Origin of the sequence: Amycolatopsis sacchari, from assembly GCF_900114035.1 — a bacterium.
In the GTDB taxonomy this organism is placed as follows: Bacteria; Actinomycetota; Actinomycetes; order Mycobacteriales; family Pseudonocardiaceae; genus Amycolatopsis_E; species Amycolatopsis_E sacchari.
In genome coordinates this window covers 211238-231862 of the sequence record NZ_FORP01000006.1, presented here as the reverse complement: position 1 = coordinate 231862, position 20625 = coordinate 211238, and the positions used below count along the sequence as shown (strand labels likewise).

General features: G+C 71.4%; 19 protein-coding genes and 1 tRNA gene. 12 read left to right on the top strand and 8 right to left on the bottom strand.

The features are described 5' to 3' along the window. Positions 1-36 precede the first annotated feature (36 nt). Positions 37-411, top strand: a complete 375-nt coding sequence (locus tag BMZ92_RS13280) for an FKBP-type peptidyl-prolyl cis-trans isomerase (protein WP_091506771.1) — start codon at positions 37-39, stop codon at positions 409-411. 39 nt (positions 412-450) lie between these two features. Here the strand turns inward: BMZ92_RS13280 and BMZ92_RS13275 are convergent, their stop codons facing one another. Next, on the bottom strand, positions 451-1356 hold the full coding sequence (locus BMZ92_RS13275) for a LysR family transcriptional regulator (protein ID WP_091506769.1): 906 nt from the start codon (positions 1354-1356) through the stop codon (positions 451-453). Positions 1357-1430: 74 nt separating this feature from the next. On the opposite strand from BMZ92_RS13275, the gene BMZ92_RS13270 reads away from it, so the two are divergent. Both BMZ92_RS13270 and BMZ92_RS13265 read left to right on the top strand, forming a co-directional pair. Beyond that, positions 1431-2318 (top strand): serine/threonine dehydratase, encoded by an 888-nt coding sequence (locus tag BMZ92_RS13270; RefSeq protein ID WP_091506766.1) that lies wholly within the window; start codon positions 1431-1433, stop codon positions 2316-2318. Between the two features lie 22 nt (positions 2319-2340). Next, positions 2341-3966 (top strand): hypothetical protein, encoded by a 1626-nt coding sequence (locus tag BMZ92_RS13265; RefSeq protein ID WP_091506764.1) that lies wholly within the window; start codon positions 2341-2343, stop codon positions 3964-3966. On the opposite strand, the gene BMZ92_RS13260 is transcribed toward BMZ92_RS13265, so the two are convergent. After that, positions 3926-5932 carry a hypothetical protein gene (locus BMZ92_RS13260; RefSeq protein WP_091506761.1) on the bottom strand — a complete coding sequence of 669 codons (2007 nt, stop codon included), beginning with the start codon at positions 5930-5932 and terminating at the stop codon, positions 3926-3928. The genes BMZ92_RS13265 and BMZ92_RS13260 overlap by 41 nt on opposite strands. A gap of 180 nt (positions 5933-6112) precedes the next feature. After that, a tRNA-Leu gene (locus BMZ92_RS13255) sits at positions 6113-6195 on the bottom strand. Between the two features lie 135 nt (positions 6196-6330). On the opposite strand from BMZ92_RS13255, the gene BMZ92_RS13250 reads away from it, so the two are divergent. The 8 genes from BMZ92_RS13250 to BMZ92_RS13215 all read left to right on the top strand — a co-directional run bounded on the left by BMZ92_RS13250 (position 6331) and on the right by BMZ92_RS13215 (position 16074). Continuing rightward, complete coding sequence (locus BMZ92_RS13250) at positions 6331-7542, top strand: FHA domain-containing protein (protein WP_091506759.1); 1212 nt, start codon at positions 6331-6333, stop codon at positions 7540-7542. Positions 7543-7692: 150 nt separating this feature from the next. Then, a complete protein-coding gene (locus BMZ92_RS13245) occupies positions 7693-8160 on the top strand; it encodes an FHA domain-containing protein FhaB/FipA (protein WP_091506757.1) in 468 nt (155 codons plus the stop codon). After that, the gene (locus BMZ92_RS13240; RefSeq protein ID WP_091506755.1) at positions 8157-9470 is read left to right on the top strand and encodes a PP2C family protein-serine/threonine phosphatase; all 1314 of its coding nucleotides are present in this window, start codon (positions 8157-8159) and stop codon (positions 9468-9470) included. The genes BMZ92_RS13245 and BMZ92_RS13240 overlap by 4 nt, the downstream gene beginning before the upstream one ends. Continuing rightward, a complete protein-coding gene (locus BMZ92_RS13235; protein WP_091506753.1) occupies positions 9470-10957 on the top strand; it encodes an FtsW/RodA/SpoVE family cell cycle protein in 1488 nt (495 codons plus the stop codon). Before BMZ92_RS13240 ends, BMZ92_RS13235 begins: the two co-directional genes overlap by 1 nt. Further along, a complete protein-coding gene (locus BMZ92_RS13230) occupies positions 10954-12423 on the top strand; it encodes a peptidoglycan D,D-transpeptidase FtsI family protein (protein ID WP_091506751.1) in 1470 nt (489 codons plus the stop codon). The genes BMZ92_RS13235 and BMZ92_RS13230 overlap by 4 nt, the downstream gene beginning before the upstream one ends. Before the next feature lie 3 nt (positions 12424-12426). Further along, complete coding sequence (locus BMZ92_RS13225) at positions 12427-13587, top strand: serine/threonine-protein kinase (protein WP_091506749.1); 1161 nt, start codon at positions 12427-12429, stop codon at positions 13585-13587. 37 nt (positions 13588-13624) lie between these two features. Then, positions 13625-15625 (top strand): Stk1 family PASTA domain-containing Ser/Thr kinase, encoded by a 2001-nt coding sequence (pknB, locus tag BMZ92_RS13220; protein WP_091506748.1) that lies wholly within the window; start codon positions 13625-13627, stop codon positions 15623-15625. Between the two features lie 125 nt (positions 15626-15750). Then, on the top strand, positions 15751-16074 hold the full coding sequence (locus BMZ92_RS13215; RefSeq protein ID WP_091506745.1) for a nucleotidyltransferase family protein: 324 nt from the start codon (positions 15751-15753) through the stop codon (positions 16072-16074). A gap of 71 nt (positions 16075-16145) precedes the next feature. Here BMZ92_RS13215 and BMZ92_RS13210 read toward each other — a convergent pair whose 3' ends face one another. From BMZ92_RS13210 to BMZ92_RS13200, 3 genes are read right to left on the bottom strand one after another with little or no spacing between them, the layout of a single operon-like run. After that, on the bottom strand, positions 16146-16781 hold the full coding sequence (locus tag BMZ92_RS13210) for a hypothetical protein (RefSeq protein ID WP_091506743.1): 636 nt from the start codon (positions 16779-16781) through the stop codon (positions 16146-16148). Then, complete coding sequence (locus tag BMZ92_RS13205) at positions 16778-17512, bottom strand: ATP-binding cassette domain-containing protein (protein ID WP_091507080.1); 735 nt, start codon at positions 17510-17512, stop codon at positions 16778-16780. Before BMZ92_RS13205 ends, BMZ92_RS13210 begins: the two co-directional genes overlap by 4 nt. A 2-nt stretch (positions 17513-17514) precedes the next feature. Next, entirely contained in the window at positions 17515-18156 is a 642-nt protein-coding gene (locus BMZ92_RS13200; protein WP_091506740.1) for an aminodeoxychorismate/anthranilate synthase component II, read from the bottom strand. A 111-nt stretch (positions 18157-18267) separates the two neighbouring features. Between BMZ92_RS13200 and BMZ92_RS13195 the strand changes: the two genes are divergently transcribed. Next, entirely contained in the window at positions 18268-19584 is a 1317-nt protein-coding gene (locus BMZ92_RS13195) for an FAD-dependent oxidoreductase (RefSeq protein ID WP_091506737.1), read from the top strand. Here BMZ92_RS13195 and BMZ92_RS37370 read toward each other — a convergent pair. Further along, positions 19571-19732, bottom strand: coding sequence for a hypothetical protein (locus BMZ92_RS37370; protein ID WP_091506736.1), 162 nt, complete (start codon positions 19730-19732; stop codon positions 19571-19573). The two genes, BMZ92_RS13195 and BMZ92_RS37370, sit on opposite strands and share 14 nt — an antisense overlap. Beyond that, positions 19732-20568, bottom strand: coding sequence for a class E sortase (locus tag BMZ92_RS13185; RefSeq protein ID WP_091506734.1), 837 nt, complete (start codon positions 20566-20568; stop codon positions 19732-19734). Before BMZ92_RS13185 ends, BMZ92_RS37370 begins: the two co-directional genes overlap by 1 nt. Positions 20569-20625 lie beyond the last annotated feature (57 nt).

Here is a 20625-nt window from a genome sequence, read left to right as displayed (position 1 = left end):
CGATACGGTGCAGCGAGCCGAGAACGAGGAGTGACCATGGCATTGAGCAAGCCCGAGGTGGACCGCCCCGACGGCCCGCCGCCCGCGGACCTGGAGATCACCGACGTGAGCGTCGGCGACGGCGAGGAGGCCACCGCGGGCAAGGTCGTGTCCGTGCACTACGTCGGCGTCTCGCACTCGACCGGCGAGCAGTTCGACGCGTCGTGGGACCGCGGGCAGCCGCTGCGCTTCCCGCTGGGGCAGGGGCACGTCATCCCCGGCTGGGACCGGGGCGTGCAGGGCATGAAGGTCGGCGGCAGGCGCAAGCTGGTCATCCCGCCGCACCTGGCCTACGGCGAACGCGGCGCGGGCGGCGTGATCAAGCCCAACGAGACCCTGATCTTCGTGGTGGACCTCGTCGAGGTCGGCTAGCGGCCAGCCGCTTCCCCACCGCCACCCTCAACGGACGCCCTACGGGCGGCTGTTCCGCACCACCTCCCGGAGCAGGTCGACCATCGTGGTCACCTGCCCGGGAGGGCGGGCGCGGTGCACGGTGAAGATCTCCCGCACGGGCCGCCGCCCGTCGAGGTCGCGCACCACGATGCCGTCCCGCGCCGCGCTGCCGAGCAGGCTCTGCGGCACGAACGCCACCCCCAGCCCCGCCCGCACCAGCGCGAGGATCGCCGCGTAGTCCCGCGTCTCGTACGCCACCCGCGGCCGGATGCCGGTCTCGGCGGTCAGGCTCTCGAAGCAGATCCGGCTCGGCGCGTTCCCGTCGCCGGACACCCAGTCGTCGTCCGCGAGGTCCTCGAACCGCAGCCGCGGCGCCCCGGCGAGCCGGTGGTCGGCGGGCAGCACGACCCGCAACCGGTCGGCCAGCAACGGCTGCCGCGCCAGCCCGCGGACCGGGGGCAGCGCCACACCCGGGTAGCGGTGCGTGATCAACAGGTCCAGCTCCCCCGACACCACCAGGTCGTAGCCGTCCGGCGGTTCGAGGTCGATCAGGCGCAACCTCGTGTCCGGGTGGGCAGTCCGGAACGCCCGCATCGCGGGCGGCAGCAGCACCTGACCGGCCGTGGCGAACGTGCCGATGCCCAGGTCCGCGACCGGCTGACGGCGCAGCGCCGCCAGCGCCTGCTCGGCGGCACGCAGTTCGCCCGCGACGACCTCGCCGTGGGTCACCAGCAGCCGCCCCGCCTCGGTCAGCGAGGCACCCGTAGGACGGCGTTCCAGCAGCGCACAGCCGACCTCGCGCTCCAGCCGCGCGAGCTGCTGGGACAGCGCCGACGGCGTGAACCCCAGCCGCCGGGCGGCGGTCGCGATCGAACCGGCGTGCGCCACCTCGACGAGGATCCGCAGTCGTTCGGCGTGCAGCACGTCGTAAGTATCGCTGAAGTCTGCTTAGCGAACCGCGTTATCCGCTAATGGCTTCCGGCGCGCAGAGTGGAGGTATGACAGCCACGCTCGCCTCCGAGGTCTCGGCCGCCGCCGAGCGGATCCGCCCGTACGTCCGCCGCACGCCCGTCCTGCGCACCGAGTTCGACGGGCGGCCGCTGGTGCTCAAGCTGGAGCACCTGCAGCGGACGGGCTCGTTCAAACTGCGGGGTGCGTTGAACGCGCTGCTCAGCGGTCCTTTGCCGGAACGCGTGGTGACGGCGTCGGGCGGCAACCACGGCATCGGCGTGGCGACGGCGGCTTCGATCCTCGGCGTGCCCGCGACCGTGTACGCCCCGAAGTCCATTCCGGACGGCAAGGCCGAGCGCATCGAGGCGGCGGGCGCCGAGCTGGTCCGCGCCGGCGACACCTACTCGGAGGCGGCCGCCGCGGCCCTCGAGGTGACCGGTGCCCGCTACGTCGAGGCCTACAACGATCCCGTCGTCGTCGCGGGACAGGGCACTGTCGCGGCGGAACTGGTCGAGGACGTGCCGGAGGTGGACTCCATCGCGGTCTCGGTGGGCGGCGGCGGTCTCGCGGCCGGGATCGCACTGGGCGGCGGGCGCCTGACGGTCGCGGTGGAACCGGAGCACTGCGACTGCCTGAACCGGGCACTGGAAGCGGGCCACCCCGTCGACGCCGACACCACCTCGGTCGCCTCGTCTGCGCTCGGCGCGACCCGGATCGGCGAAGTGCCCTTCGGGATCCTGACCAGCCACCCGGTCCACGCGCTCCGCGTCACGGACGAGCAGATCCTCGACGCGCAAACCGTGCTGTGGCAGGAGTTCCGCCTGGCCGTCGAACCCGCCGCGGCCACGCCGTTCGCCGCCTGGCTGGCCGGTCAGGTCCCCGGCGCCCTCCCGGCGATCGTCCTCTGCGGCGCCAACACCACCTGGACGCCGTGACCCCGTTCTAGGATGGGCCGTCGTGTCGGTCGACAGCTGGAGCACCGTCCGCGCCGAGCGGACCGTACTGGCCGTGGTGCACAACACCACCGCGGCGACCCGGCTGTTCGACGTCCTCCCGCTGTTCGCCGAGGACCCCCGCGTCGAGACCGTGTTCACGTGCCCGGGTTCGAGCGCGTTCACCGCGGGCACGGACACGTTCCTCGCCGGTGCCGGGATCACCCGGCTGTTGCCGTGGCGGCAGGCGCTGCGGCAGCGGCCGGACTTCGCGATCGCCGCGAGCTACGGCGGGGACCTGCACGAGATCACCGCGCCGCTCATGGTCGTGCCGCACGGCATGGGCTACAACAAGTACCTCGAATCGGACGGGGCCAGGAGCGTCTTCGGGCTGTCGAGCCCGTGGCTGCTGCACCGCGGCAGGCCGGTGCCGTCGGTCATCGTGCTCTCCCACGCCGAGCAGCTCACGCGCCTCGCCGAAGCCTGTCCCGAGGCCGTCGGCGCCGCACTCGTCGCGGGCGACCCGTGCTTCGACCGGCTCGTCGCGAGCCGCCCACTGCGGGAGACCTACCGGCAGGCACTGGGCGTCCGCCCGCACCAGCGGCTCGTGCTCGTGTCGTCGACGTGGGGCGCGAACTCGTTGTACGGCAGCGATCCCGGCCTGGTCTCGCGGCTCGCGGCCGGGCTGGACCTCGGGACCTACCGGCTCGCCGTGGCGCTGCACCCGAACATCGCCGGACGGCATTCGCGCTGGCAGGTGGACAGCTGGCTGGCCGACTGCGCACGGGCCGGCGTGCTCGTGCTGCCCAGCGAACGGCTGTGGGGCCCGGCGCTCGTCGCCGCGGACGTGACGATCGGCGACCACGGCTCGGTCAGCTTCTACTCCGCCGCGCTCGGCACACCGCTGCTGCTCGCCGCCGCCCCGGCGGACGCCGTGGACCCGCGGTCCCCGATCGGCAGGCTGCTGGAGGTGGCACCACGGCTGGACCCGCACGCCCCGCCAGGTCCGCAGCTGGAACGGGCCGTCCGGGAACCCGTTGATCTGACCGAGATCACCGGGCTCACGACGTCACTGCCCGGGAAGTCGGCGGCCGTGCTGCGCGAAACCATCTACCGCTGGCTGGACCTCGCACCACCGCGGTACTCCGCGGAGATCCGCGCCCTGCCCGTGCCGGAGGTGCGGGTGCCCCGGGCACACGCCCAGCTCGTCCAGGTGCGCTGGGGCGACGACGAGGCGACGGTCACCTGCTTCCCCGCGGAGGTGCTGCGTGACCCCGACGCACCGTGCCCCGACGGGCACCTCGTGGTGGACACGGAGGAACCGAACGTCCGGCTGCTCGACCTCGCCGACGTCCTCGTCCACGACCGCCCCCGCGACGCGGAGCACTGGATCGAACGGACGCTGGCGAACCTGCCGGGCTGCCGGCTCGCCGTCGCCCGGCTGACCGCCACGAGCTGGCTCGTCGGCACGGCCGACCGCGCGCTCATCCGGCTCGACCCGGTCACCGGACCCGTCGCCGCGTTCGCGGCCGCACTCCTGCACTCGGCGGTTCCGGGCCCGCTGACGGTCGTGGTGGGCGGACAGCGCTACCGCGCCGAAACTACGTTGATCAAACCGGCCGATCGGCCACCGAGCGCGCGAGCGCGGTGAGCCCGTGGCGGCGGAACAGCTCCTCCGCCTCCCGCAGTTTCTCCGCGGCACGCTCGGTTTCGCCCAGCGCCAGTGCCAGCTCCGCCTGTTCGACCAGCGCTTCACCCCGCTCGCGGTGGCCGGCCCCGACCCGGTCGAGCGCTTGCGCGGCCTCGGTCAGCCGGCCGGCCTCACGCAGTTTGCGGCCGCGCCACAGGTCGATCTTCGCGAGGTTGTACTCCTCCGTCCGCAGTCCCTCCGCCGCCTGGTCCAGCAGCGGCAGGGCCTCCGCGGGCGGCACGGCCTTGGCCAGGTGGAGCCGGGCGAGCGCGAGACGCCGCGGGTCAGCGGTGGCGGCGGCGAGTTCGACGTTGCGGCGCAGCAGGCCGAGCGCTTCGGCGTCCCCGCGCGCGAGGTGGGCCAGCGCGAGCGACTCGACCGCGGTGGCTTCGGCCTCGAGCGAACCGGCGCGCCTGGCGGCATCCTGCGCCTCGCGCAGAACTGCCATGGCGCGGTCGGTGTCCTCGCGTTGCAGGTGGGCGAACCCCAGCTGGAACCCGAGCACCGCGCGGCACAGGTCGTCGCCGCGCGCTCCGGCGGCGCGGAGGCCGAGTTCGTTGACCGCCACCATGTCCTGGGTGTGGCCACCCCGCTCGTAGTAGGGCCACAACGCGACCGCGAACCGGCAGACCTCGTCGAGCAGGCCGAGCCGCGAGGCGACCTCGACCGCGGCACGGACGTTCTGCCCTTCGACGTCCAGCCACTGCTCCGCGGACGACGCCGTGCCGGACGCGGTGACGCGGGGCAGCAGCGCGCGGTGCCACACCCGGTCCGGCATGAGCAACGCGGCCGCCGCGACCGTGCGCGTCAGGTAGTGCTGGACGAACCCGCGCAGCACCCGGTCGCTGTCGACGGCCTTGGTCCGCGCGTGCCGCCGCACCAGCCCGGACATCAGGTAGCGGTCTTCCTCGGGCGTGCTCACCAGCCTGGCGTGCACGAGTTCCTGCAGTGCGTCCGACACGTCGTCGGCCGGTTCCGCGAGCACGGCCGCGACGGCGTCGACGGAGACCTCACCGGTTCCCGGGTGTGCGCCCAGCGCCTGGTAGCAGCGCCGCGCCTGCTCGCCGAGCCGCTCGTACGCGGCGTCGAACACCACGGCGACCGACAGGCTGCTGTCCCGGGAGAGCTCGCGGAGCACGCGCTCGTCGTGCGCGAGTTTGTCGGCGAGCCGGGCGATGGGCCGGTCCGGGAACTCCTTGAGCAGCGCCCCGACCACGCACAACGCGATCGTCGAACCCTCGCAGCGCGCGAGCAGCCGGTCGACGGCCTCGGGCTCGGCCGCGATCCGCTCCGCGCCCACGAGCCGGCCGAGGAGTTCGCGGGCAGCGGAATCGGCCATCGGGTCGACGTCGACGAGCGTGGCCGTCGCGGACGCGAGCAGCCCGGTGAGGCGGCCCGCCTCGGTGACCAGTACCGCGGAGGCGCCCTCTCCCGGCAGGAGGCTGTGCACCTGGGAGGCGGTCAACGCGTCGTCGATGACGAGGGCGACGCGCTTGCCCGTGGTCCAGGAGCGCCACCAGCCTGCCCGTCCGTCCAGGCTCGCCGGGATCTCTTCGGGGCGGTGGCTGGTGGCGAGCAGGAGCTCGCGGAGCGCGGCCCGCTCCCGGTCGGCGCCGTCGGGCCCGCTCGCGAGCCGCACGAAGAACCGCCCGTCGGGATAGTCGTGCCGGTGCCGCCCGACCCAGTGGTTGACCAGCGTGGTGCGCCCCGACCCGGGCGCCCCACGCACGATCGCGACGCGAGGCCCGCCACCAGCGGCAAACCACTCGTCGAGCTCCCCCAGCGGCCGCTCGTTGTCGGTGTAGTGCGCCGGCACCACCGGCACCTGGCACAACGCCGCCCCTCGCCGAACCTCATGGAAGTGCACCTCCCCGATGTCACGTGCCATGACAACGGACTCGGCCTCCCCACCGAACTGGTTCTGCACCCCCAAACCGTACCGCCCCCCACCGCACCCGACAGCACCAAAAACCACAGCTGGTCCAGACAACAAGCACCACCCACCAAAGGCGAGGAGCACGCACCGTGGGGGTCTGGGGGGTCGCCCCCCAGATGTGATAAGGACAACGGGAAAGACCCCCGGCGTTCGCCGGGGGTCTGAACAGGGTGGGCGAGGAGGGAGTTGAACCCTCACGTCCTTTCGGACACACGGACCTGAACCGTGCGCGTCTGCCATTCCGCCACTCGCCCCGAGTGCCTCAACTGCGGCAGCCAGGAAACTGTATCAGGCCGGTTCGAGGGGTTTCACCGGGGGCCGTGTCCGTAGGCCCGGATGCGGATAGGATCGATGCGAAAGCACACGTGCGAAGGAGGCTACGAGTCCCGGTGGGCCGCGTTGAACGGTTCGATCGACGCCTGGAAAGCCTGGTGGGCAATACCTTCGCGCGCATGTTCGGCGGCAACGTCGTCACCCAGGAAGTGGCGCAAGCCCTGGAACGGGAGAGCGAGGACAACGTCCGTGAGCTGGCCGGCGGTAGGCTCCTGGCCCCGAACCACTACGTGGTGTCGTTGGGTCCGGCCGACCACGACCGGATGGCCGGCGACGAACAACGCGTCACCGGGGTGCTCGCCGAAGCGGTGGGGCAGCACCTCGCCGAGCACGGCTGGGACACCTATGGTGACGTCGTAGTCTCGCTCGAGCGCAACGAGGCGCTGCATACTGGACAATTCAAGATCCGTTCATCCGTCGACCCGGACGTCAGCGCGCGTGGCGGTCCGGGTCCAGGACGGCCAGCTCGACCCAGCAACGCAGGAGACCCAGCAATGAGCCAGCCCCCCGGCTACGGCCAATACGACCAGGGTGACCCGTACGGCCAGCACGGCGGCCAGTACGGCTACGGACAGCAGGGACAGCCCGGCTACGACCAGGGTTACGGCGGTCAGCAGGGCTACGACCAGGGCTATGGCCAGCAGCCGCAGGGCGGGTACGACCAGGGCGGTTACGGCGGTCAGCCCGGCTACGACCAGGGCGGGTACGGGCAGGCCCCCCAGGGCGGTTACGACCAGGGCGGCTACGGCCAGCCCCAGGGTGGTTACGGCCAGGGCGGGTACGGGCAGGGCGGCTACGGCGGCCAGCCCGGCTACGACCAGGGTTACGGCCAGGCGCCGCAGGGCGGCTACGACCAGGGCTACGGGCAGGCCCCGCCGGCGGGGTACGACCAGGCCGGCTACGGCCAGCCGCAGGGCGCGCCGGACCCGTACGCGCAGCAGGGCTACGCCCCGCCCGCGGTGCAGGGCGGCAACCGCCAGCTGCAGGCGACCCTCCAGCTCGACGACGGCTCGAACCGCACCTACTCGCTGAAGCAGGGCGGCAACGTGGTCGGCCGCGGGCAGGACGCGGACTTCCGGCTGCCGGACACCGGTGTGTCCCGCAGGCACCTGGAGATCACCTGGGACGGCCAGAGCGCGACGCTCGCCGACATCGGCTCCACCAACGGCACCACCGTCAACGGCACGCCGGTCCAGACCTGGCAGCTGGCCGACGGTGACGTGATCCGGGTGGGCCACTCGTCCCTGGTGTTCCGCACGCAGGCCTGATCCGGACGGCAGCACGGGCACCTGTCTGCCTCCGTTGGCCGAGCCGCTGGGAAGCTGGTATCCCCTGTCCCGCAGAATTACCTCCGGCGGGGGCCCGTGGCGCACCGGTGTCACGGGTGGGAGCACAGAAGGCGGGAGCTGACACAACAGGTGCCAGAGCTGGTCGTTCAACTCACCAGGGTGGGCTTTCTGATCCTGCTCTGGCTGTTCGTGCTGGCCGCGCTGCGGGTGGTGCGGTCCGATCTGTACGCGGCCTCCGGGCTGAAGGTGGCGATCCCCGGCCTGCGACGGGGCAAGGAGAAGCAGCGGCCGAAGGGGTCGGGCAAGACCCCCCGGCAGCTGATCGTGACGCACGGGGTGCTGGCGGGGACCCGGATAGCGCTCGACGGCAGGCCGATCACCATCGGCAGGGCCGACGATTCGACGCTGGTGCTGGACGACGACTACGCGTCGACGCGGCACGCGCGGATCTCCCTGCGGGGTAATGACTGGTACGTGGAAGACCTGGGCTCCACAAACGGGACTTACCTCGACCGGGCTAAGGTCACTGCACCCCTCCGAGTTCCACTCGGTGTCCCCATCCGGATCGGCAAGACGGTGATCGAGCTTCGCCCATGACACTCGTTCTTCGCTACGCGGCCCGAAGCGACCGTGGCCTGGTTCGTTCGAGCAACCAGGACTCGGTCTACGCGGGACCGCGCCTGCTCGCACTCGCCGACGGCATGGGTGGCCATGCCGCGGGTGAGGTCGCCAGCAAGGTGGTCATCGCGTCCCTCGCCCCGCTCGACGACGACGAGCCCGGCGACGACCTGCTCTCCCAGCTCAGAGACGCGGTTTCGGGCGGGAACGCGGCCATCTCGGAGCTGGTGGCGAACGACCCCGACCTGGACGGGATGGGCACCACCCTGACCGCGATGCTGTTCTCCGGCTCGCGCATGGGCATGGTGCACGTCGGGGACTCGCGCGCCTACCTCTACCGCAACGGGCAGTTCTCGCAGATCACCCGTGACGACAGCTTCGTGAACGAGCTGCTCGAGCAGGGCCGGATCACCGCGGACCAGGCGGCGACGCACCCGCAGCGGTCCCTGCTGCTGAAAGCGCTTACCGGGCACGAGGTCGAGCCGAGCCTGACGGTGCGCGAGGCGCGTGCCGGGGACCGCTACCTGCTGTGCTCGGACGGGCTGTCCGGCATGGTCAGCGACGAGACGCTCGCCGAGGCGATCCAGATCCCCGACCCGCAGGACTGCGCGGACCGGATGATCGAGCTGGCGCTCAAGGGCGGCGGCACGGACAACGTGACCGTGATCGTGGCCGACGTGGTGGACGTGGACTTCGGCGAGGACGCGCCGATCGTGGGCGGCGCCGCCGGTGACGGCAGCGACGAGTACCACCAGGGCGATTCGCCCGCCGCGCGCGCCAGGGCGCTCACCGCGCCCCCGCCGCCCCCGCCGCAGCAGCTCTCCGAACCCGAGCCGGACCCGAAGGCGAAGCGCCGCAGGCGCTGGCGCTGGTTCGTCGGCATCCTGCTCGTGCTGGTCCTGCTGGGCGCCGGCGGCATCGCCACGCGGTACTTCGTGCTGAGCCAGTACTACGTCGGCGAGGGCCCGAACAACGAGGTCGCGATCTTCCGCGGCGTGCCGGGCAGCATCCTGGGTGTCCAGCTGCACCAGGAGGCGGAGGGCTCGTGCCCGCCGGGCGGCTCGCTGTGCGACGTGCTGACCGTGCCGCAGCTGCAGCAGGACGCGCAGAACGCCGTGCGCAACGGCGTCAAGAAGGACACCCTGCAGGCCGCGCGCGACTACATCAACAACTTCCTGCGCTACAAGACGCTCAAGGACTGCACCACCCAGCCGGCCGACCAGGGCACGTCGCCGGCGCCGACGGGCACGGACTGCCAGACGACGCCCCCGCCGGGTGGCGGTGGCTGATGAGCCAGGCGACGCCCGACTCCGCCGCCGCGATCTACCAGAGCAACCCGCAACGGGAGCTGCCCACGCGGCGGGGTACCGAGCTGGCCATGCTCGGTTTCGCCGCGTTCATCGTGACGTGCGCGTTCGTGCTGGTGCAGGCCAACCAGGAGCAGGAGCTGTCCTTCTCCATCATCTGGTACGGCCTGGCCTACCTCGGCCTGTTCGGGGTCGCGCACTTCGCGGTGCGCCGCTGGGCCCCGTACGCGGACCCGCTGATCCTGCCCAGCGTCGCGCTGCTCAACGGCATCGGCCTGGTCATGATCTACCGGATCGACCTGGCGCTGACGGAGAAGGCGACGCAGAGCGGCCGCGACTACAGCGCCGCGGCGCCGAAGCAGGTGCTGTTCACGGCGCTCTCGCTGGTGTTGTTCCTCGCGGTGCTGATCTGGGTGAAGGACCACCGGACGCTGACCCGCTACGGGTACACGTGCGGGCTGGTCGGCATCGCCGCGCTCGCGCTGCCCGCGATCCTGCCGCGCTCGCTGTCCGAGACGAACGGCGCGAAGGTGTGGATCAAGCTGCCGTTCTTCTCGATCCAGCCGGGTGAGTTCGCGAAGATCCTGCTGATGGTCTTCTTCGCCACGTTCCTGGTGGCGAAACGCGACCTGTTCATGATCGCGGGCAAGAAGGTGTTCGGCGTCGAGCTGCCGCGGGCCCGCGACCTCGGCCCGCTGCTCATCGCCGCCGCGGTCTGCCTGCTGGTCCTGGTGTTCGAGAAGGACCTGGGTACGTCGCTGCTGTTCTTCGCGATCGTGCTGGTGCTGATCTACATCGCGACCGAGCGCGCGATCTGGGTGGTCACGGGGCTCGGCTTCTTCGTGGTCGGCTGCCTGATCGCCTACAAGCTGTTCACGCACGTCCAGCAGCGGGTGGCGAACTGGGTCGACCCGCTGGCCACCTACATGGACGACGGCGGCGGCTACCAGATCGCGCAGGCCCTGTTCGGGCTGGGCACCGGCGGGGTCGGCGGCACCGGGCTCGGTGCCGGGCGGCCGGACATCGTGCCCGAGGCCAACACCGACTTCATCACCGCCGGGATCGGCGAGGAGCTCGGTTTCGTCGGGCTCGCCGCGATCCTGATGGTGTACCTGATCCTCGCCACCCGCGGGATGCGCAGCGCGCTCGCGGTGCGCGACACGTTCGGCAAGCTGCTCGGCTGCGGCCTGTCGTTCTCGATCGTCATGCAGGTGTTCGTGATCGTCGGCGGGGTCACCAAGCTGATCCCGATGACCGGTATCACGACGCCGTTCCTGTCCTACGGTGGTTCGTCGCTGCTGGCGAACTACATCCTGGTGGCGCTGCTGCTGCGCATCTCCGACGCCGCCCGCCGGCCCGCTCCCAAGGCGCGGCCGAAGGCGCCGCCGCAGCAGGCGCCGATCGCGGAGGCGAGCACCGTGCTGGTGCAGCGCCCGCCCGCCGATCCGGAAGCAGGGGGTGCCCGGTGAACAAGCCCATGCGCCGCGTCGGCATCGCCATGCTCGTCATGGTGGTGCTGCTGCTGATCAACAGCACCTACATCCAGGTGGTGAAGGCCGACGACTACCGCACGGACTCCCGCAACCAGCGGGTGCTCCTCGACGAGTACTCGCGGCAGCGCGGCAGCTTCGTGTCGCAGTACAACGGCCAGGTCATCGCCGACGTCGTGGCGACGGACGACAAGCTGAAGTTCGAGCGGCACTACGTCAACGGCCCGCTGTACGCGCCCGTGACCGGCTACTACTCGGTGCGCTACGGCTCGGCGGGCCTGGAGCGGGTCGAGGACGACATCCTCACCGGCTCGGACCCGCGGCTGTTCGTGCGGCGGCTGTCGGACATGGTCACCGGCCGGGACCCGCGTGGCGGCAACGTCCAGCTGACCATCAACCCGGCGGTCCAGCAGGCGGCCTACAACGCCATGACGTCCAGGGGCTACACCGGTGCCGTCGTCGCGATGAACCCGAAGACCGGCGAAATCCTCGCCATGGTCTCCACGCCCTCCTACGACCCGAACGGCCTCGCCTCGCACGACGGGGACGCGCAGCAGAAGGCGTGGAAGCAGTTCACCAACGACCCGAAGAACCCGATGCTGAACCGGGCGATCTCGGAGACCTACCCGCCGGGCTCGACGTTCAAGCTGGTCGTGGCGGCCGCCGAGCTGCAGAACGGCGCCGGCCCGGACACCCCGGTCAGCAACGCGCCGAACGTCAAGCTGCCCGGCACCAACGTCACGCTGGAGAACTACGGCGGCGAGACGTGCCCCGGCACGACCTTCAAGGATGCCCTCGCGCACTCGTGCAACGTCCCCTTCGCGACGTTCGCGGGTGAGCTGGGTGCCGACAAGCTGCGCCAGACCGCCGCGAACTTCGGCATCGGCCAGACCGACCTGGCGATCCCGACGAAGGTCGCCGCGTCCGGCCTCGGCGCGCTCGACTCGACCGCCGCGCTGTACCAGAGCGGTATCGGCCAGCGCGACGTCCGGCTGACCCCGCTGCAGGACTGCCTGCTCGCCGCGACCGTCGCCAACGGCGGCATGGCGATGAAGCCGCAGCTGGTGAAGAAGCTGCTCGCCCCCGACCTGTCCGACCTGCAGGGCTTCACGCCCGAGGAGCTCACCGGCACGCCGGCGCTGTCCGCCGCCAACGCCGAGATCCTCAAGCAGATGATGGAGGCGTCGGAGGACAACACGAAGGGCGGCGGTAAGAAGGCGAACATCAAGATCGCCTCCAAGACCGGTACCGCCGAGCACGGCAACGACCCGAAGAACACCCCGCCGCACGCCTGGTACACCGCGTTCGCCCCGGCCGACGACCCGCAGATCGCCGTCGCGGTCATCGTCGAGTCGGGTGGCAACCGGGGCCTGGAGGCCACCGGTGGCAGCGTCGCCGCGGAGATCGGCCGGGCCGCGATCAACGCGCAGCTCGGAGGTGGGTAGCGGATGCTGTCCACGGGTCAGCTGGTGGCGGAGCGCTACCGCTTGGTCAGCCGGATCGCCGTCGGGGGGATGGGCGAGGTCTGGCAGGCCAGTGACACCCGTTTGGACCGCACCGTCGCCGTCAAGGTGCTCAAGTCGGAGCTGTCGGGGGACGCCGAGTTCCTGCACCGCTTCCGCACGGAGGCCCGCACGACGGCCTCGTTGAACCACCCCGGGATCGCGGCCGTGCACGACTACGGTGAATCCGCCGCGGACGACCACTCGATCGCGTACCTGGTCATGGAGCTCGTCGAGGGCGAGCCACTGGCCGGCATCCTGGCGCGCGAGGGCAGGCTCGCCGCGGACCGCGTGCTCGACATCCTGGAGCAGGCGGGCCACGCGCTGCAGGCCGCGCACGAGCGCGGGCTGGTGCACCGCGACATCAAGCCGGGCAACATCCTGGTCACGCCCGCCAACAAGGTCAAGATCACCGACTTCGGCATCGCGAAGGCCGCGCACGCCGCGCCGGTGACCCGCTCGGGCATGGTCATGGGCACCGCCCACTACATCGCCCCGGAGCAGGCGCTCGGCCAGGACGCGGAGCCGGCCAGCGACGTGTACTCGCTCGCGGTGTGCGGCTACGAATGCCTCGCGGGGCACCGGCCGTTCCTGTCGGAGCACTCGGTGACGGTCGCGATGATGCACATCCGGGACCTGCCGCCGCCGCTGCCGCCGGACGTGCCGCCCGGCGCGCGGGCGCTGATCGAGGCGACGATGGTCAAGGACCCGCGCCAGCGGTACCGGACCGGCGGTGAGTTCGCGGCCGCGGTCGCCGCGGTGCGGGCGGGGCTCCCGCTGCCGACGCCGTCCGGGCTGGTGCAGGCGTACGCGCCCCCGGTGGGCCCGGTCTCGCACCCGGTGCTGCAGCCCGTGGCGCCCCCGCCGATGGGGCACCCGAGCGGCGTGGTGCCGATGCCCGTGCCGCCGCGGAGACGGAACCTGACAGCGTTGTGGGTGGTGCTGGCCGTGGTGGTCGTGGGGCTGGTCGTCGCCGCGGTGCTGGTCCTGCCCCGGTTGCTCGGCTCACGGGACGAGCCGGTCCAGCCGGGGAGAGTGGGCACGAGCGAACTGGTGCCGGGCCACGGGCAGGCACCTCCCCCCGAACCGACGACCTACGGGGCATGATGAGTACACCTTGGACGGAATGGACAGGCTTTCTCCGATGAGCACACCCCGACTGCTCTCCAACCGCTACGAACTGGGCGACACGCTCGGCTACGGCGGCATGTCCGAGGTGCACCACGGCACCGACATCCGCCTCGGGCGCGAGGTCGCGGTGAAGATCCTGCGGGCGGACCTGGCGCGGGACCCGCAGTTCCAGGAGCGGTTCCGCCGCGAGGCGCAGAACGCCGCGGCGCTCAACCACCCGGCGATCGTCGCCGTCTACGACACGGGTGAGACGCAGACCGAGTACGGTCCGCTCCCCTACATCGTGATGGAGTACGTCAACGGTCGGACGCTGCGCGACATCGTCAAGACCGAGGGCCCGATGTCGCAGAAGCGGGCCATGGAGGTCATGGCGGACGTCTGCGCCGCGCTCGACTTCTCGCACCGGCACGGCATCGTGCACCGCGACGTGAAGCCGGCGAACGTGATGATCACCAACCACGGCGCCGTGAAGGTGATGGACTTCGGCATCGCGCGGGCAATGCACGACGGCCAGGCGGCGATGACGCAGACCGCCGCGGTGATCGGTACCGCCCAGTACCTGTCGCCGGAGCAGGCGCGCGGCGAGGGCGTGGACGCGCGGTCGGACGTGTACGCCGCGGGCTGCGTGCTGTACGAGCTGATCACGGGCGAGCCGCCGTTCACCGGGGACTCGCCGGTCGCGGTGGCCTACCAGCACGTCCGTGAGGACCCGAAGGCCCCGTCGACGGTGAACCCGGCGGTGTCGCCGGAGCTGGACGCGATCGTGCTGAAGGCGCTGGCCAAGGGCCCGGCGAACCGCTACCAGTCGGCCGCGGAGATGCGGTCGGACATGGTGCGGGTGCTGTCGGGGCAGCGCCCGTCGGCGCCGATGGTGATGACGGCGGACGAGCGCACGCAGGTGCTCAACGGCGGTGGCCCGGCCGGGCACGCCGCGGACTACGAGGAGTACAGCGACTCCTACGCCGACGACCCGGCCCGCAGGCGGCGGCGCAGGGCGTGGACCGCGGTGATCTTCACCGTGATCGGGCTCGCGCTGGTCGCGTTCATCGTGTGGCTGTCGGGCGCGTTCGACACGAAGGCCCCGGCGGCGGCGGTGCCGGACGTGCGCGGCCAGCAGCAGAACGTCGCGACGGACACGCTCCGGAACGCGGGCTTCACGAAGGTCTCGATCGTGCCGGTGTCGTGCAAGATGCTGCCGAACCAGCAGCCGGCGTGCGCGAACCCCGACGACGTCGGCAAGGTGCTGTCCACCGACCCGGCGGCCGGGGCCACGGTGGCCACGTCGACCGAGATCAAGCTGAGTGTCGGCACGGCGCCGAAGAAGGTGTCGGTGCCGAACCTGGCGGGCAAGAGCAGGGACGAGGCGACGGCGGCGCTGCAGGCGGTGGGCCTGTACCTCGACCCGAACGTGCCCGAGGTGGACGTCAGCGACCCGAACCAGTACGGCAAGGTCGTCCGGCAGAGCGTCGCGGCCAACGCGACCGTGGACGAGGGCACCACGGTGACGATCACCGTGGGCAAGACCAAGAACATGGTCCAGATCACCGACTACACGGGCAAGCAGTTCTCCGAGGCGCAGGCCGCGTTGCAGGCCGCCGGGTTCGTGGTGAAGAAGGAGACGCAGGCGTCGGGTGAGGCCGAGGGCACGGTCGTGAACCAGAAGCCGAACGCGGGTCTCCAGCCGGAGGGCACCACGGTGACGCTGTACGTGTCCGACGGTTCGCAGCAGCAGATCACCATGCCGGACCTGACGGGCCTGACCCAGCAGCAGGCGCAGCAGCGGCTGGGGCAGGCGGGCTGGGACGGCACGCTGAACTACCAGGTGGACCAGGTCAACGATCCCGACGAGGACGGCAAGGTCACCCGCACCGCGCCCGCGGCGGGTACCCAGATCGCCAAGAACCAGACGATCACTCTGTTCATCGGCGAGCGGCGCAACGGCGGAGGCGGCGGCAACACCACGACGCCGACGACGACGTCATCACCGCGGACGGGGATCCCCGGATTCCCGTGATCCGTCTGAAGGCTGACTGAGGCCAGGTCCCCGCGCGGGACCTGGCCTCACTGCTGTCCGGGGCACGTCGCGGCCCACCGCGTTCGCCGTGGCGGGGCCGGTGGCGGGACTGCGATACTGGCGTCATGGCCGGAGCAGTCGTCGACGCCCCGCACCGCCGGGTGACGCTGGCGGAGGTGCGTGCCCACCGCGAGGAGATCTACCGCATCGCCGAGAAGTACGGGGTGCGGAACGTCCGCGTGTTCGGCTCGGTGGCAAGAGACGAAGCCGACGACGACAGCGACCTGGACCTGCTGGTGGAAATGGAGCCCGGCCGCGGCTACTTCGCCATGTCCGGCTTCGCACTGGACGTGGAGGAGCTGTTGAACGTCTTCACCCAGGTAGCGACGCCGAACGGCCTCAAGGCCCGGATCCGGGACCGGGTGCTGGCAGAAGCGGTCCCCGTGTGAAGCGGGAGACGCCCGAACGCCTGCGGGACATCATCGAGGCCGCCGCGACGGCAGAGCACGTCCTCGCCGACTCAACTCCGGCGCTGGACGACGGCCCCGACCGCGACACCACTCACCACCAGTAACCCCACCGACGTCACCGCGCCGAGCACCAACGGTCCCGTGGCGGGAGCCTCCGCCGCCAGGGCTCGCAGCATCGGGTTGAGCAGCGGGACCTGCCGGATCAGCAGCACCACCGCGAGCACCACCGGGGCGGTCAGCACCGTGTAACCGATCCGCGGCAACAGCAGCCGCGAGCACGGCAGGCCGACCGCGATGCCCGTCGCCGTGGCGGAGAGGTGCGCGAGGATCCCCAGACCGAGGGTGCCGGGCGGGTTCCCGCCGTGCACCACCGACGACCACACGAGCGGCGCGACCGTGAGCAGCGCCCCGCAGACCAGCACCGCGCCCACCACGCCGCCGAGCACGGTCGACAGCCGGCGGGCGTGGACGCGCGTGATCAGCCGCTGGACCGGGTCCTCGGCGTCGACCAGTGCGATCGTCAGCCAGCAGGTGATCACCGCGAGCCCACCGGCGCTCAACGCGAACTCCGGCAGCACCGGCGTGCCCGGGTCCGCGTACACGACGCCCAGCAGCAGCGCGAACAGCAGTGACGGCGGCAGCCAGCGTTGCGAGTGCCCGAGCAGGGCCAGCTGGTACCGGATCACCGCCGGACCTCCCGCACCGACCAACCGCTCCGCAACGCGTCCAGCAGCACCTCGTCGACCTGTTCGGAGGGCACCGCCAGCTCCTTCCGGTCACCGTCCCGGCAGAGCACGACCCGCGCGACCGAATCGGCCGCCTCCCTCAGCACGCCGTCGGCCAACCGGAAGACCTGGCCGGCGTGGACCCGTGCGACGCGCTCGTCGTGCGCCGTGAACACCACGCCGGCGCCGCGGTCCCGTGCCTCCGCGATCAGTTCGCCCAGCACGCCGTGCGCCGCCGGGTCCAGGCCCGACCACGGTTCGTCCAGCACCAGCAGCTCCGGCTCCGCCAGCAGCGCCTGCGCCAGGCCCACCTTCTGCGCGTTGCCCTTCGACAACCGGCGGATCGGCGCGCCAGGGCCACCCTCCAGCGCGAGCCGCTCCAGCAAAGCCTCGGCCCGCTGCCCGGCGCCGGGCACCCCAGAGATCCGCCCGAGGTGCCGCAGGTACGCCACCGCACTCATCCGCGTGGACGCGGGAAAGCGGTCCGGCACGTAGCCCGTCGAAGGGGTGCCGACGACGCTGCCGGAAGTCGGTTCGGAAATCCGCGCGAGGATGCGCAGCAGCGTGGACTTGCCGGAACCGTTCGTCCCGACCAGCCCGGTCACCTGACCGCCGCGCACCTCCAGGTCCACCCCGGACAGCACGGGACGGCCGCGGCCGTAGCTCTTGCCGACCCGGTCGAGCCGGACCAGCGTCACGCCACCGCGGCCTTCTGCAACGCCTCGACCTCGCGCACGAGCGAATCCACCGTCGCGTCGGGAACCGGGTGGCCCGCGGCGGCCATCCAGTTCGCGAGCATCCGGTGCCCGCGCTGCGTCAGCACCGACTCCGGGTGGAACTGCACGCCTTCGACCGGCAGCTCGCGGTGCCGCATGCCCATCACCACACCCGACTCCGTGCGGGCGGTGACCTCGAACTCGGCCGGGATGGTCTCCGGGAGCACGGTCAGCGAGTGGTAGCGGGTCGCGGTGAACGGGTCCGGCAGCCCGGCCAGGACACCCGTCCCCTCGTGGTGCACCTGGCTCGTCTTGCCGTGCAGCAGCTCGGGCGCCCGGTCGACCGTGGCACCCCACGCGACGCCGATCGCCTGGTGGCCGAGGCAGACGCCCAGCAGCGGGGTGCGCTGCTCCGCGCACCGGCGCACGACCTCGATGCTCTGCCCCGCGCGTTCCGGCGTGCCGGGGCCCGGCGAGACCAGCACGCCGTCGAACTCGCCGAGGCGCTCGGTGTCCACGACGTCGTTGCGCCACACCGTGCAGTCGGCGCCGAGCTGCGCCAGGTACTGCACCAGGTTGTAGACGAAGCTGTCGTAGTTGTCGACGACGAGGACACGCATGAGACCCAGCGTACCGATTCCAGAGCGTGGACCGTACGCCATATCACAGTGATAGTTAGGGTCACCTCACTTTACCGTGGAACGGTGAGCCGAACTCTTCGTGTTGCGATCGTGGGCGCCGGTCCGGCCGGCATCTACGCCGCCGACATCCTCGACAAGTCCGAAGCCGAGGTCAGCGTCGATCTCTTCGAACGCATGCCGGCACCGTTCGGCCTGATCCGCTACGGCGTGGCGCCCGACCACCCGCGCATCAAGGGCATCGTGACCGCGCTGCACAAGGTGCTGGACCGGCCGGGGATCCGCCTGCTCGGCAACATCGACTACGGCACCGACATCAAGCTCGACGACCTGCGCGAGTACTACGACGCCGTCATCTTCGCGACCGGCGCGATGAGCGACCGCCCGCTCGAGATCCCGGGCATCGACCTGCCCGGCAGCTTCGGCGCCGCCGACTTCGTCTCCTGGTACGACGGGCACCCCGACGTGCCGCGCACCTGGCCGCTGGAGGCCACCAGCGTCGCCGTGCTGGGCGTCGGCAACGTGGCGCTCGACGTCGCCCGCATCCTCGCGAAGACCGCCGACGAGCTGCTGTCCACCGACATCCCGCCGAACGTCTACGAGGGCCTCAAGGCCAGCCCGGTGACCGACGTGCACGTGTTCGGCCGCCGCGGTCCCGCGCAGGCCAAGTTCACCCCGCTGGAGCTGCGGGAGCTGGACCACTCGCCGAACGTCGAGGTCATCGTGTACCCGGAGGACATCGAGTTCGACGAGGGTTCGATGGCCGCGATCCGGTCCTCGAAGCAGGTCGACATGGTCGTGAAGACGCTGCAGGAGTGGGCGATCCGCGACCAGGGCGACCGGCCGAAGCGGCTGCACCTGCACTTCTTCCACTCGCCGACGGAGATCCTCGGCGAGGACCGGGTCACCGGCCTCCGCACGGAGCGCACCGAGCTGACCGGCGACGGCAACGTCCGCGGCACCGGCGAGTTCCACGACTGGGACGTGCAGGCGGTCTACCGCGCCGTCGGCTACCTGTCCTCACCGCTGACGGAGGTCCCGTTCGACCACGGCACCGGCACCGTGCCCAACAAGGGCGGCCGCGTGCTGGACATGGACGAGAACCAGGTGCCCGGCGTGTACGTCACGGGCTGGATCAAGCGCGGCCCGGTGGGCCTGATCGGGCACACCAAGGGCGACGCGGCCGAGACGATCGCGAACCTGCTCGCGGACGCGGACTCGCTGGCCCGCCCGAAGCACGACGACCCGGACGCGATCCTGGCCTTCCTGACCGAGCGCGGTGTCCCGTTCACCACCTGGGAGGGCTGGGGCAAGCTGGACGCGCACGAGCGCTCGCTCGGCGAGCCGCAGGGCCGCGAGCGCGTGAAGGTCGTCGAGCGCGACGAGATGGTGCGCGTCAGCCGCCGGTGACGGAAACCTGGTTGAACGGCAGCAGCGGGTCCAGCCAGGGGAACACCACGAAGAGCAGCAGCGCCACCACCGCCAGGACCAGGATGGCCGCGAGGACGAGCTTCGCGGCCACCGGTCCCGGCAGGTGCCGCCAGATCCAGGAGTACATCAGGCCCCTCCGATCGCCTGGAGCAGTTGTGCGTAGGTCGCGCCGGGTGTCTTCGGGAACTGGTTGGTCAGCACGGCGTGCACGATGAGCCGCTGCTTGTCCGAGAACTGCGGGTGGCAGGTGGTCAGGGTGAGCAGCGCGACCTGCTGCGCGGCGGGCAGCACGTCGGTGGGCTGGTGCGGCACCGGCGCGACGACGTCGCCCTGGTCCGGGTTCACCACCTCGCGGCCGACGGTCTGCCCGTAGGCACCGCCGCCGGGCGCGTCCGTGCGCAGGGTGCTGACCTTCGCGCACTGCGGCTGCTTCCCCTTGCCGTTGGCCCAGTTCGCGAGCTCGTCGCTGTGCGGCAGCACGCGGTAGACGAAGAAGTCGGTCTGGGTCTCGACGACGATCGCGTCGCACGAGCTGAGCAGGTCGAGGTCGTTGAACGGCGCGCCCTTGCCGACCCGGTGCCCCGCGACCGAGAAGTTGCCGGGCTCCCCCGGCAGCGCGGTGCCCTTGTAGTGCCCGGGCCCGACCTCGAGCGCGGCGGCGTCGGTGCCCTCCTGGATCGTGAAGTGGTAGTCGGCGCCGAAGCTGGGGATGTACAGCTTCGCGAACGCCTTGCCGTCGATCAGCTCCGAATGCAGCTCGCGGCCCTGCGCCCAGTCCTGGTCCAGGTCCGCGGTCGCGCTGGCCTGCTTCTGCGCGGAGAAGAGGTCGGTGACGTAGAGCTCGTAGACCACGAACAGCAGCACGACCAGACCGGCCGTGATCAGCAGTTCGCCGATGGTCCGCACCACCCGGCCGCCGCGCCCGCGCGACGATCCGGCCGGCGGCGCTTCCAGTATCGCCACGCACGCTCCTCTCCACTGCCTGCTTACGTTAACGTGTGGAGGTAGACGTGGTTGCGC

Excerpts from the sequence above, each read along its gene's own strand:
- BMZ92_RS13270 (WP_091506766.1), top strand. The coding sequence starts at position 1,431 with ATGACAGCCACGCTCGCCTCCGAGGTCTCGGCCGCCGCCGAGCGGATC.
- BMZ92_RS13235 (WP_091506753.1), top strand. The coding sequence starts at position 9,470 with ATGAGCCAGGCGACGCCCGACTCCGCCGCCGCGATCTACCAGAGCAAC.
- BMZ92_RS13225 (WP_091506749.1), top strand. The coding sequence starts at position 12,427 with ATGCTGTCCACGGGTCAGCTGGTGGCGGAGCGCTACCGCTTGGTCAGC.
- BMZ92_RS37370 (WP_091506736.1), bottom strand. The coding sequence starts at position 19,732 with ATGTACTCCTGGATCTGGCGGCACCTGCCGGGACCGGTGGCCGCGAAG.
- BMZ92_RS13200 (WP_091506740.1), bottom strand. The coding sequence starts at position 18,156 with ATGCGTGTCCTCGTCGTCGACAACTACGACAGCTTCGTCTACAACCTG.
- BMZ92_RS13240 (WP_091506755.1), top strand. The coding sequence starts at position 8,157 with ATGACACTCGTTCTTCGCTACGCGGCCCGAAGCGACCGTGGCCTGGTT.
- pknB (WP_091506748.1), top strand. The coding sequence starts at position 13,625 with ATGAGCACACCCCGACTGCTCTCCAACCGCTACGAACTGGGCGACACG.
- BMZ92_RS13280 (WP_091506771.1), top strand. The coding sequence starts at position 37 with ATGGCATTGAGCAAGCCCGAGGTGGACCGCCCCGACGGCCCGCCGCCC.
- BMZ92_RS13215 (WP_091506745.1), top strand. The coding sequence starts at position 15,751 with ATGGCCGGAGCAGTCGTCGACGCCCCGCACCGCCGGGTGACGCTGGCG.